The following is an 11,563-nucleotide window of genomic DNA, read 5'->3' on the forward strand; positions in this document are numbered from 1 at the left end:
CCCCGATCCCCGGCGGCCGCTTGTTCGCCAGTCCGCTGGCGCGCCGCCTGGCCGCGCAATGGCATGTGGATCTGCTGGGCGTGACCGGCACCGGCCCGCACGGCCGCATCGTGCGCCGCGACGTGGAAGCGGCGCGAGACCGCGCCCCGGCCGCGGCAGCGGTGCCGCTGGCCGGCCGCCCGGCCGCACGCCGCGTGCCGCATACCGGCATGCGCCGCGCCATCGCCCGCCGTCTCACCGAAAGCAAGCAGAACGTGCCGCACTTCTACCTGACGGTGGACTGCCGGATGGACGCGCTGTTGGCGCTGCGCGCCCAGGCCAACCAGGGCGGCGCGGTGAAGCTGTCGGTCAATGACTTCATCGTGCGCGCCGCTGCGCTGGCCTTGCGCGAAGTGCCGGAGGTCAATGCCAGCTGGCACGAGGACGCGGTCGAATACCATGCCGGCGCCGATATCTCGGTGGCAGTGGCCACCGACGGCGGCCTGGTCACGCCCATCGTGCGCGATGCCGACGTGAAATCCTTGTCCGCCATTGCCGGCGAAATCGTCGAGCTGGCCGGCCGCGCCAAGATCAACCGGCTCAAGCCCGAGGAATTCACCGGCGGCTCGCTGACCGTCAGCAACCTGGGCATGTACGGCATCAGCCAGTTCGCCGCCATCATCAATCCGCCGCAGGCCGCCATCCTGGCGGTGGGCGCGGCCGAGAAGCGTCCGGTGGTGGACAGCGACGGCCAATTGGCCGCCGCCACCGTCATGACCGTGACCCTGTCCGCGGACCACCGCGTGGTGGACGGCGCGGTGGGCGCGCGCTGGCTGGCCGCCTTCCGCACGCTGATCGAAAACCCCGTGCGCATCCTGCTGTGAGCCCCGCCATGACCAAGACTACGTTTGATCTCGTCGTGGTGGGCGGCGGCCCCGGCGGCTATGTCGCCGCCATCCGCGCCGCCCAGCTGGGCATGTCGGTCGCGCTGGTGGAGCGCGCCGAACTCGGCGGCATCTGCCTGAACTGGGGCTGCATCCCCACCAAGGCGCTGCTGCACAGCGCCACCGTGCTGCGCGCCTGCCGCGAGGCGGCGCACTATGGCGTGGCGGGCGCGGGCGAAGCGCGTCCGGACCTGGCCGCCATGGTGGCGCGTTCACGCAAGGTGGCGGGCCGCCTGGGCCAGGGCGTGGCGCACCTGATGAAGAAGAACGGCGTGACCGTGTTCGCCGCCAGCGCCAAGCTGGCGGGCGGCGGCCGCCTGGCGCTGGACAACGGCAGCATGCTGTCGGCCAAGCACATCATCCTAGCCACGGGCGCGCGCGCCCGGGAGTTGCCGGCGCTGCCCCTGGGCGAACGCGTCTGGGCCTACCGCCAGGCGCTGGTCCCGGCCGAGATTCCGAAGTCGCTGCTGGTGGTGGGCGCAGGCGCCATCGGCGCGGAGTTCGCCAGCTTCTACCGCGCCGTGGGCGCGGAGGTCACGCTGATCGACATGACCGCGGAAATCCTGCCGCAGGAAGACGCCGAGATCTCGGCGCTGGCCCGCAAGGCTTTCGAGAAGCAGGGCATCCGCGTGCTGACGCAATGCGCCGTGACCTCATCGTCGCTGACCGCGACCGGCGTGAAGGTGACGCTGGACCGGCAAGGCAAGCGCAGCGAGCTGGAAGTGGACCGTGTCATCGTCGCCGCCGGCATCGTCGGCAACGTCGAGAATCTGGGCCTGGAGCAGACCCGCGTCAAGGTGGAGAGGACCCACATCGTCACCGACGGCCTGTGCCGCACGGCCGAGCCCGGCGTCTATGCCATCGGCGACGTGGCCGGCGCGCCGTGGCTCGCCCACAAGGCCAGCCATGAAGCCGTGCTGTGCGTGGAGGCCATCGCCGGCAAGCCCGCGCATCCCATCGATCCGCTGCGCATCCCGGCCTGCACCTACTCGTATCCGCAGGTCGCCAGCATCGGCATGAGCGAAGCCCGCGCCCGCGAACACGCCGCCAAGACCGGCGGCGACATCCGCGTGGGCAAGTTCACCTTCGCCGGCAACGGCAAGGCGATCGCCATGGGCGAGGACCAGGGGCTGGTAAAGACGGTGTTCGACGCCAAGAGCGGCGAGCTGCTGGGCGCGCACATCATCCACCCGGAAGCGTCCGAGCTGATTACCGGCTACGGCGTGGCGGCCTCGCTGGAAGCCACGGAGGAAGACCTGATGCACACCGTGTTCGCGCACCCGACCTTGTCGGAAACGCTGCACGAATCGGTGCTGTCGGCCTTTGGCCGCGCCTTGCACGCCTAGGCGTCATGCCAAACGCGGCGCGGGTTCAGATCCGCGCCGCGAAGAAATCCAGGAAACAGGCGATGCGCCGCGAGAGCTGCGTGTTGCGGTGATACACCGCGTGCATGGGCTGTAGATAGTCCGTGTGCACATCTTCCATCAGCTTCACCAGCCGGCCGGCCTTGACGTCCTCGCGCACCACGAAATCGGACAGGCAGGCGATGCCCACGCCGCGCACCGCCAGTTGCCGCTGCGTCTCGCCGCTGGACGTCGCCAGCGTCGGCACCGCCAGATAGCTGGACCCGCCAGCGTGGCGCAAGGGCCAGACGTTCAGGCTTTCAGGCTGGGTGAAACCCAGCACTTCATGCGTCGCCAGGTCCTCCACCGTCTGCGGCGCGCCGCGCCGGGCCACGTAATCCGGGCTGGCCATCACCCAGCGGGGCGACGGCCGCAGCGTGCGCGCATGCAGGGTGGAATCCGTCAGCGGTCCCATGCGCAGCGCCACGTCGGTGCGATGCTCCATGAGATCCACGATGCGGTCGTTGCTGGTGAGTTCGAGCGCGATCGCCGGGTATTCCCGCCGGAACTCCGCCACCAGCGGCACCACGCAATGCAGCATGACGGGCACCGACGCGTCCACCCGCAAGCGGCCGGCCGGGCGCTGATGCACCATGCGCATGCAGTCCTCGGCTTCGTCCAGCGACGCGACGATGTGCCGGGCCTTGGGCAGGAAATGCTTGCCCTCCTCGGTCAGCTCCATGCGCCGGGTGGTGCGGTTGATCAGGATGACACCGAGGTCTTCCTCGAGCCGCGACAGGCCGCGGCTGACGCCCGACGCCGTGTGGCCCAGCAGCTCGGCGGCGGCGCTGAGGGAGCCGGCATCCACCACACCCAGGAACAGGCGTACCGCGTCAGAGTTCAGGGACATGAGGCTGGCTCCTTGGTTTATGGGTCGATTGTATAGAGCCCACAGCACGCAGAGCCTGCAAAAAAACGCCGAAGGCCGGACGACAGCCGGCCCTCGGCGCTCAGGAGCAACCGGCGGTTACTGCGCCGGCACCACGGCAGTAACCTCAATCTCCACCTTGGCGCGGTCCTCGACCAGGTCCGCGACCTCCACGGCCGTCATCGCCGGGAAATGCCGGCCGATGTACTCGCGGTAGTGCTTGCCGATGGCCGGATACGCCGCCACGTACTCGTTCTTGTCCGTCACGTACCACGTCATCCGGACGATATGCTCAGGCTTGGCGCCGCCTTCGGCCAGAATCGCAACAATGTTCGCCAGCGTCTGGCGCACCTGCTCCGCCAGATCGTCGGTCTCGAACTGCTGCTGGCCATTCCACCCCACCTGTCCGCCCACAAATACGAGCTTGCTGCCCACCTGCATCTCGGTGAGCACGCCATTCGAATAGCCCCGGGGCGCCATCCAATCCGGCGGTTGCAGAATCTTCATAACGTCATCCTATATTTAAGAAAAGCAAACGATCCCCGCCGCTTACGCCGCGGGAACCAGATAAGCCTGCATGCGTTCCCGCAGATCCGCAGGCAGCGGCATGGACTTCATCGTCCGCAAATCCACCGTCACGATCGTCAGCGTCGCCGACAAGCGCAACTGGCCATCCGGCCCCTCGAAACGCACCAGCGCCTTGAACGACGCGCCGCCGATGCGCTGTACTTCCAGCACCTGGCGCAAACGCTCGTGCCAGCGGCTGGGCGCGCTGAAATCGCACTGCACCGACGCCATCGGCGTGCCGATGTGCCGCTCCACGTGCAGCGCATGAAACGGCAACCCCATGCCCTTGTCGAACCACTCCTCGACAAAGTCGTTGATCATCTCGAAATAGCGAGGGTAGAAAACAATGCCCGCCGGATCGCAATGACGGAAGCGGACTTCGACCTGGCTGATGAAAGGGGCTGCCATGGAATTTCCTTGTTGCCGGTTCAGGCCATCTTGCGCAGCGCAAAGCGCTGCAGCTTGCCGGTTTCGGTGCGCGGCAGCGCATCGACAAACTCGATGGCACGGGGATACTTGTAGGGCGCGATATTGGCCTTCACGAACTGCTGCAGCGCTGCGACCAGCTCGCTGCCGGCCTCATAGCCCGGCTTGAGCACCACGAAAGCCTTGACCACCTGGCCGCGCTCGTCGTCCGCCGCGCCCACCACGCCGCACTCCGCCACGGCTTCGTGGCGCAGCAACGCGTCCTCGACCTCGGGGCCGGCAATGTTGTAGCCCGCCGAAACAATCATGTCGTCGTTGCGCGCCTGATAGAAGAAGTAGCCGTCGTCATCCTGCAGGAACGTATCGCCCGGCAGGTTCCAGCCGTTCTGCACGAAGCGCCGCTGGCGTTCGTCCGCCAGATAGCGGCAGCCGGTCGGCCCCTTGATCGCCAGGCGGCCCACCGTGCCGTTGGGCACGGGATTCATGTCGTCATCGACGATCTGCGCCACATAGCCCGGCACCACCCGACCGATGGCGCCGGCCTTGACCGATTCCGGCGGGCTCGACACGAACACGTGGATCATTTCCGTGCCGCCGATGCCGTCGATCATCTCGATGCCGCTGGCCTTTTTCCAGAGCTGGCGCGTCGCGTCCGGCAGCGCCTCGCCCGCCGACACGCTCTTCTTCAGCGACGACAGGTCGAACTTGCCCACCAGCGCCGCCATCTGGCGGTAGAACGTGGGCGCCGTGAACACGATGGTGGCGCGGAAATCCTGGATCAGCTGCAGCAGGCTTTCCGGCGACAGCTTCTCGGCCAGCACCGTGCTCGCGCCCACGCGCAGCGGGAAGCACAACAGGCCGCCCAGGCCGAAGGTGAAGGCCAGCGGCGGCGTGCCGCAGAAGATGTCATCCGGACCCGGCTTGATGACGTGCTTGGGGAACAGGTCGCACATCGCCAGCACATCGCGGTGGAAGTGCATGCAGCCCTTGGGCGCGCCCGTGGTGCCGCTGGTGAAGGCGATCAGGCACACGTCGTCCGCCGCCGTATCGCAGGCCTTGAAATCGTCCGGCTTGGCCGCCGCCAACGCATCCAGCGCATCGGGCGCCTTGTCGTTGAAGTACATGACCTTCGTCAGGCCGGGGCAATGATGCTCATGGCTGGGCTGGGTGCAGAACTCCGCCTCGTCCTTCAGGCGGGCATCGCACAACACGGCCTGGATCTGCGCCTTGTCGATGATCTGCTTGAGTTCCTTGGCGCGCAACAGCGGCATCGTCGGCACCGTCACCAGACCGGCCTTGATCGCTGCCAGCCACGAGGCGGCCATCATGGGATTGTTCGGCCCGCGCAGCAGCAGGCGGTTGCCCGGCACCAGCCCCATGTCTTCGGCCAGCACCCGGGCGATGCGATTGGTCAGCGCGGCCAGCTCGCGGTAATTCATCGTGGCCTGCTTGCCGTCCTGGCTCCAGCGCAGCGCGACGCGCTCGCCATGGCCGCGCTCGACCATGGCGTCCACCAGTTCGACCGCGCAATTGAAGCGTTTCGGATAGGCCACGTCGGGGCCGTCGAGCAGGAACTCTGGCCATTGTTCGCCCGGGGGCAGATTGTCCCGGGCGAAAGTGTCGATGTGGGCGGATGCTTCCATGGAATTCCCCTTGCTATTGCGGTGTAGTTGCTGTGCCGGGACGACGGAGCTCGATGGCTGCCTTACGCCTTCAGCAGTTCACGGGCAATGATCAACTTCTGCACTTCTGTCGCGCCTTCGTAGATCCGCAGCGCTCTTATTTCCCTGTAAAGCTTCTCCACCGGCATCCCCGACACCACGCCCGCGCCGCCGAACATCTGCAGTGCGCGGTCGATCACGGTCTGCGCCGATTCCGTGGCCGTCATCTTGGCCATGGCCGCTTCGCGCGTGGTGCGCTGCTTCAGCACGTCGCGCATCCAGGCCGCGCGGTAGGTCAGGAGCGCAGACGCGTCGATGGCGGTCGCCATGTCGCCCAGCGCGGCCTGCGTCAGTTGCAGGTCCGACAGCGTCTGGCCGAACATGCGGCGCGACTTGGAACGCGCCAGCCCTTCGTCCAGCGCGCGGCGCGCAAAACCCAGCGCGGCAGCGGCCACCGAGGCGCGGAAGATGTCCAGCGTCATCATGGCCAGCTTGAAGCCCTGGCCCGCGTCGCCCAGCCGGTGCGACGCCGGAATGCGGCAGTTGTCGAACGTGATGGTCGCCAGCGGGTGCGGCGCGATCAGGTCGATGCGTTCGCTGACCTCGAAGCCCGGCGTGTCGGCATCCACCACGAAGGCGCTTATGCCGCGCGCGCCGGGGGCTTCGCCAGTGCGCGCGAACACGCAATAGAAATCCGCGATGCCGCCGTTGGAAATCCAGGTCTTGGCGCCATTCAGCACGTAGTGGTCGCCTTCCAGCCTGGCTTCGCAGGCCAGCGCGGCCACGTCGGAGCCAGCGTCGGGTTCCGACAGCGCGAACGCCGCGATGGCCTCGCCGCGAGCCACGCGCGGCAGATAGCGTTGGCGCAGTTCGTCCGAGCCCATCAGCGAAATCGCGCCGCTGCCCAGCCCCTGCATGGCGAAGGCGAAATCGGCCAGCCCTTCGTGGCGTGCCAGGGTTTCGCGCAGAATGCACACGGCGCGGGAATCCACTTCCGGCAGCGCGCCGCCCCAGGCGCCGCCAGGGCCGCCCGCGACCGCGTAGCGCAGCCAGCCGGCCTCGCCCATGGCGCGCACCAGCTTCTTGCAGGCGCCGTCGGCGTCATGGTGATCCACGTCCCCCAGGGACGCTTCGCACCAGGCGTCGACCTCGTGCGCCAGCTTGCGGTGCGCATCGTCGAAAAAAGGCCAATCCAGCCAGCTTGCGTCGCGCATGCTCAGTCCCCTTGGAACACCGGTTTTTGCTTGGCCACGAAGGCCTCGTAGGCGCGGCGGAAGTCGCGCGTCTGCATGCAGATGGCCTGGGCCTCGGCTTCGGCCTCGATGGCCTCGTCCACGCCCATGTTCCATTCCTGGTGCAGCAGCTTCTTGGTCACGCCGTGGGCGAAGGTCGGGCCCGCGGCCAGCTGCGCGGCCAGCGTCTGCGCGGCATCGGCCAGCGCGCCGGGTTCATGCAGGGCATTGAAAAAGCCCCAGCTGGCGCCTTCTTCCGCCGTCATGGCGCGGCCCGTGTAGAGCAGTTCGGACGCGCGACCCTGGCCGATCATGCGCGGCAACAAGGTGCAGGCGCCCATGTCGGCGCCGGCCAGGCCGACGCGCGTGAACAGGAAGGCGGTGCGCGCGGCGGGCGTGCCCAGGCGCATGTCCGAGGCCAGGGCCACCATCGCGCCCGCGCCGGCGCAGATGCCGTCGACCGCCGCCACGATGGGCTGCGGGCAAGCGCGCATGGCCTTGACCAGATCGCCCGTCATGCGGGTGAAGTCCAGCAGCTCGGGCATGCTCATCTTGGTCAGCGGACCGATGATCTCGTGCACGTCGCCGCCCGAGCAAAAGTTGCCGCCCGCGCCCGTCACCACCACGACCTTGATGTCGGTGGCGTACACCAGCGCGCGGAACAGATCGCGCAGCTCGGCGTAGGAGTCGAACGTCAGCGGGTTCTTGCGCTCGGGGCGATTCAGCGTCACCGTGCCGATCTTGCCGTCGGCCGACACCTGCCACAGGAACGTCTTGGCCTGGTAGCCGGCAAACGGACGCTTGTGGTGTTTCATGGTGTGCTCTTCGGGCTGGGTGCTCATGGTGTCTCCGTTCGTGAATTGGGGTGGATGGGGCGCCGGCTTCAGCCGGTCATCACTTCGCCGCCGTCGACGGCGATGGCCTGGCCATTGACCGAGGCCGAGGCCGGCAGGGCCAGCCAGGCGACCGTCTCGGCCACTTCCTCGGGCTGCACCAGGCGGCCCTGGGGGTTGCGCTCGGCCAGCTTGGCGCGCGCGGCGTCCGGCGTCATGCCGGTCTTCTCGACGATGTTCGACACCGCGCCGCGCACGATGTCGGTTTCGGTGTAGCCGGGGCACACGGCGTTGACCGTGACGCCCTTTTGCGCGGTTTCCAGCGCCAGCGAGCGGGTCAGGCCGATCACGCCGTGCTTGGCCGCGCAATAGGCGCTGACATAGCCGTAGCCGATCAGGCCGGCCGTGCTGGCCACGTTGATTACCCGGCCCCATTTTTCCTGCAGCATGCCGGGTAACGCGGCCTGGATGCAGTGGAAGGTCCCGGTCAGGTTGACGTCCAGCATGGACTGCCACAGCGCCGCGTCGGTACGGTCAAATCGCTGGCTGACGGCCTGGCCGGCGTTGTTCACCAGCACCAGCACGGGGCCGAACTCGGCCTCGGCCTGGGCGAAGGCCGCCCGCACCGAGGCTTCGTTGGCGATGTCGGCGCTGACGGCCTGCACCTGACCCAGGCTGGCCAGGCTGTCGGCCGCGGCGTCCAGGGCCGCACCATCGCGGCCCAGCAGCGTGACGCGCGCGCCGCGCTGCAAGAGCGCCCGGGCGCAGGCCAGCCCGATGCCGCGGGCGCCGCCCGTCACCAGGGCGTGGCGTCCGGCCAGCGGGAGCGGAGTTGCGTTCATTTGATATCCAGTTGCGCCATGGCGGCGGCGCGTTCGAAGTTGGTTTCCAGTTGGCGCTTGCCTGCGAAGTACTGGCTCGGCCACGAAACATCACGGTAGCCCACTCGCGCCGCTTCGCGTAGCGTCCAGGAGGCGTCAGCCAAATGGGGACGCGCCAGCGCGCAAAGGTCGGCGCGACCCGAGGCGATGATGCCGTTGGCGTGGTCGGCCTCGAAGATGGCGCCCACCGCGATCGTCGGAATGCCGGCCTCGTTGCGCACGCGGTCCGCGAACGGGGTCTGGAACATGCGGCCGTAGACCGGCTTTTCTTCCTTGCTGACCTGGCCGGACGAGCAGTCGATCATGTCGGCGCCGGCTGCCTTGAAGTGGCGCGCGATCTCCACCGCGTCATCGGCCGTGATGCCGCCTTCCACCCAGTCGCTGGCGGAGATCCGCACCGACATGGGCTTGTTCTCGGGCCATACCGCGCGCACGGCATGGAACACCTCCAGCGGGAAGCGCAAACGGTTCTCCAGGCTGCCGCCGTATTCGTCGCTGCGGTGGTTCGTGAGCGGCGAGATGAAGCTGGACAGCAGGTAGCCGTGCGCGCAGTGCAGCTCCAGCCAGTCGAAGCCAGCCTGCTCGGCGCGGCGGGCGGCGGCCACGAAGTTGTCGCGCACATCGTCCATGTCGGCGCGCGTCATGGCGCGCGGCGTCTGCGACACGCCTTCGATGTAAGGCAGGGCCGACGCCGACAAGAGCGGCCAGTTGCCTTCGGCCAGCGGATGATCGATCTTCTGCCAGCCCAGCTGCGTGGAACCCTTGCGGCCGGCGTGGCCCAGCTGCAGGCCGATGCGGGCATCGCTATTGCCATGCACGAAGCCGACGATACGGGCGAACGCGTCGCGCTGCTCGTCGTTCCAGAGGCCCGGGCAGCCCGGGGTGATGCGGCCGTCCGGCGACACGCAGGTCATCTCGACCATGACGAGGCCCGCGCCGCCCATGGCGCGCGCGCCCAGGTGCACCAGGTGGAAATCGCCCGGCACGCCATCGGTGCACGAATACATGGCCATCGGCGACACCAGGATGCGGTTCTTCAGCCGCACGCCGCGCGCCTGATAGGGCGTCAGCATCGGGATCGCAGGCCGCTGGCCCGGCGCGGCGGCAGCGCCGGCGCGTTCCGCGATCCAGCGTTCGAAGCCTTCCAGCCAGGCCGGATCGCGCAGGCGCAGGTTTTCATGCGAGATCCGCTGCGAGCGGGTCAGGAGCGAATAGGCGAACTGCTCAGGCTCCAGGTCGGCATAGCGCTCGACGTTCTCGAACCATTCGGTGGAGTTGCGGGCGGCGTTCTGGATCTTCAGCACTTCGACGCTGCGCACTTCCTCGTAGTGCTTCAGGCCCGCTTCGACGCTGCCTTCGGCGCCGCTCAGGCAGCGCGCCAGCTCGATCGCGTCTTCCAGGGCCAGCTTGGTGCCGGAGCCGATCGAGAAGTGCGCGGTGTGGGCTGCGTCGCCCATCAGCACCACCGGCACGCGGCGCTCGCCGCGGGCGGTGTCGAGCTTGTTCCAGTGCACCCAGGTATTGCAGATGACGCGCGGGAAGCGGATCCAGATGGCCGAGCCGCGCAGGTGCGTAGCGTTGCTGATCAGCGGATTGCCATCCAGCCAGGGCGCGAACAGCTTTTCGCAGTAGGCGATGCCCTCTTCCTGGCTCATCTGCTCGATGCCGGCGGCCTGCCAGGTTTCCTCGGGCGTCTCCACAATGAACGTGGACATGCCGTCTTCGTAGCGGTAGGCGTGCGCCTGGAACCAGCCGTGCTCGGTCTGGACGAAGGCGAAGGTGAAGGCATCGAACACCTTCTTGGTGCCCAGCCACACGAAGCGGCAGCGGCGCTGGTCGATGTCCGGATGGAAAGTGTCGGCGTAGCGGGTACGGACCTGGCTGTTGATGCCGTCCGAGGCGATGACCAGGTCGGCGTCGTATTCGCGGGCGATGGCCTGGTCGTCCTGGATGAACTGTTCGAACACCAGCTTCACGCCCACGTCCTCGCAGCGCGCCTGCAGGATGTTCAGCAGCTTCTTGCGGCCGATGCCGATGAAGCCGTGGCCGCCGCTGCGGATGCTGCGGCCCTTGAAGTTGATGTCGATGTCGTCCCAGTGGTTGAAGGCGTCGCCGATGGTCTGGGCGGAAACGGGGTCGGCTTCACGCAGGTTCTGCATGGTGGCGTCGGAGAACACCACCCCCCAGCCGAAGGTGTCGTAAGGGCGGTTGCGCTCGATCACGGTGACTTCGTTGGCGGGGTCTTGCAGCTTCATGAGCAGACCGAAATACAGGCCGGCGGGGCCCCCGCCGATGCAGACTATTTTCATTGCCGTAGCGCTCCGTGGTAAGCGACATCCGCTCTGAATTCCTGGAGCTGGCGGCCGCAGATATTTAAACCTGGATAGTTTAGGCTTGAAATATATACCTGAAGGTCCCGAGGCGCAAATGGGGAAAGTATCTAGATACTTTGGACCTAAATAGGGACGCGCTTGCCGCCCCACCGCATTCGCGCCAGCGAACACAATAGCAATGAAAGCAATCACGTATGTCATTGTCGGCCGCCTGCGCGGCCGACAATGACCGGGCAACACAAGCCCCGCCCCCGACCACGGACGCAGCAGCGCCCCAAACCAAGACTCAAGTAGCCCGTCGGCGCCGGCGCGTGGGAGGCGAGCAACCTCGATGCGCCCGAGGGAATCTGAAGGGAAGGCCGAAGGCCTGGACGAAGATGACGAAGGGGCAGTCCGGAGCGAAGGCTCCGGACCGCAATCGTGGGCGCTCGCCTCC

10 protein-coding genes are annotated in these 11,563 nt (G+C 67.5%); 2 read left to right on the forward strand and 8 right to left on the reverse strand.

The genetic code is table 11. The features are described 5' to 3' along the window. Nucleotides 1–863 (forward strand): 2-oxo acid dehydrogenase subunit E2 (locus tag IB268_RS30800; RefSeq protein ID WP_192355300.1); only part of this gene is annotated, 863 nt, incomplete at its 5' end. An 8-nt stretch (nt 864–871) separates the two neighbouring features. Further along, nucleotides 872–2,269, forward strand: coding sequence for a dihydrolipoyl dehydrogenase (lpdA, locus tag IB268_RS30805; RefSeq protein WP_119450279.1), 1,398 nt, complete (start codon nt 872–874; stop codon nt 2,267–2,269). Between the two features lie 25 nt (nt 2,270–2,294). Here lpdA and IB268_RS30810 read toward each other — a convergent pair whose 3' ends face one another. The 8 genes from IB268_RS30810 to IB268_RS30845 form a co-directional block, all read right to left on the reverse strand. Next, nucleotides 2,295–3,176 carry a LysR family transcriptional regulator gene (locus tag IB268_RS30810; protein WP_175160912.1) on the reverse strand — a complete coding sequence of 294 codons (882 nt, stop codon included), beginning with the start codon at nt 3,174–3,176 and terminating at the stop codon, nt 2,295–2,297. Between the two features lie 117 nt (nt 3,177–3,293). Then, nucleotides 3,294–3,701: a RidA family protein gene (locus tag IB268_RS30815; RefSeq protein WP_042796274.1), complete on the reverse strand. Its 408-nt coding sequence runs from the start codon at nt 3,699–3,701 to the stop codon at nt 3,294–3,296. Between the two features lie 42 nt (nt 3,702–3,743). Then, on the reverse strand, nt 3,744–4,169 hold the full coding sequence (locus IB268_RS30820) for a thioesterase family protein (RefSeq protein ID WP_013391343.1): 426 nt from the start codon (nt 4,167–4,169) through the stop codon (nt 3,744–3,746). A gap of 20 nt (nt 4,170–4,189) precedes the next feature. Next, complete coding sequence (locus IB268_RS30825) at nt 4,190–5,830, reverse strand: AMP-binding protein (RefSeq protein WP_192330176.1); 1,641 nt, start codon at nt 5,828–5,830, stop codon at nt 4,190–4,192. 62 nt (nt 5,831–5,892) lie between these two features. Then, a complete protein-coding gene (locus IB268_RS30830; RefSeq protein WP_054458917.1) occupies nt 5,893–7,062 on the reverse strand; it encodes an acyl-CoA dehydrogenase family protein in 1,170 nt (389 codons plus the stop codon). A gap of 2 nt (nt 7,063–7,064) precedes the next feature. Then, on the reverse strand, nt 7,065–7,922 hold the full coding sequence (locus IB268_RS30835; protein ID WP_042796271.1) for an enoyl-CoA hydratase family protein: 858 nt from the start codon (nt 7,920–7,922) through the stop codon (nt 7,065–7,067). 41 nt (nt 7,923–7,963) lie between these two features. Next, entirely contained in the window at nt 7,964–8,755 is a 792-nt protein-coding gene (locus IB268_RS30840; protein WP_054458915.1) for an SDR family NAD(P)-dependent oxidoreductase, read from the reverse strand. Then, nucleotides 8,752–11,103, reverse strand: a complete 2,352-nt coding sequence (locus tag IB268_RS30845; RefSeq protein ID WP_054458914.1) for a bifunctional salicylyl-CoA 5-hydroxylase/oxidoreductase — start codon at nt 11,101–11,103, stop codon at nt 8,752–8,754. Before IB268_RS30845 ends, IB268_RS30840 begins: the two co-directional genes overlap by 4 nt. Between the last annotated feature and the right edge of the window lie 460 nt (nt 11,104–11,563).

The organism is Achromobacter sp. ACM01 (assembly GCF_014851745.1).
Lineage (GTDB): Bacteria > Pseudomonadota > Gammaproteobacteria > Burkholderiales > Burkholderiaceae_B > Achromobacter > Achromobacter aegrifaciens.

What these genes read in the sequence shown, in the direction of transcription:
- lpdA (WP_119450279.1), top strand. Translation starts at nt 872, where the DNA reads ATGACCAAGACTACGTTTGATCTCGTCGTGGTGGGCGGCGGCCCCGGC.
- IB268_RS30815 (WP_042796274.1), bottom strand. Translation starts at nt 3,701, where the DNA reads ATGAAGATTCTGCAACCGCCGGATTGGATGGCGCCCCGGGGCTATTCG.
- IB268_RS30840 (WP_054458915.1), bottom strand. Translation starts at nt 8,755, where the DNA reads ATGAACGCAACTCCGCTCCCGCTGGCCGGACGCCACGCCCTGGTGACG.
- IB268_RS30810 (WP_175160912.1), bottom strand. Translation starts at nt 3,176, where the DNA reads ATGTCCCTGAACTCTGACGCGGTACGCCTGTTCCTGGGTGTGGTGGAT.
- IB268_RS30835 (WP_042796271.1), bottom strand. Translation starts at nt 7,922, where the DNA reads ATGAGCACCCAGCCCGAAGAGCACACCATGAAACACCACAAGCGTCCG.
- IB268_RS30825 (WP_192330176.1), bottom strand. Translation starts at nt 5,830, where the DNA reads ATGGAAGCATCCGCCCACATCGACACTTTCGCCCGGGACAATCTGCCC.
- IB268_RS30820 (WP_013391343.1), bottom strand. Translation starts at nt 4,169, where the DNA reads ATGGCAGCCCCTTTCATCAGCCAGGTCGAAGTCCGCTTCCGTCATTGC.
- IB268_RS30830 (WP_054458917.1), bottom strand. Translation starts at nt 7,062, where the DNA reads ATGCGCGACGCAAGCTGGCTGGATTGGCCTTTTTTCGACGATGCGCAC.
- IB268_RS30845 (WP_054458914.1), bottom strand. Translation starts at nt 11,103, where the DNA reads ATGAAAATAGTCTGCATCGGCGGGGGCCCCGCCGGCCTGTATTTCGGT.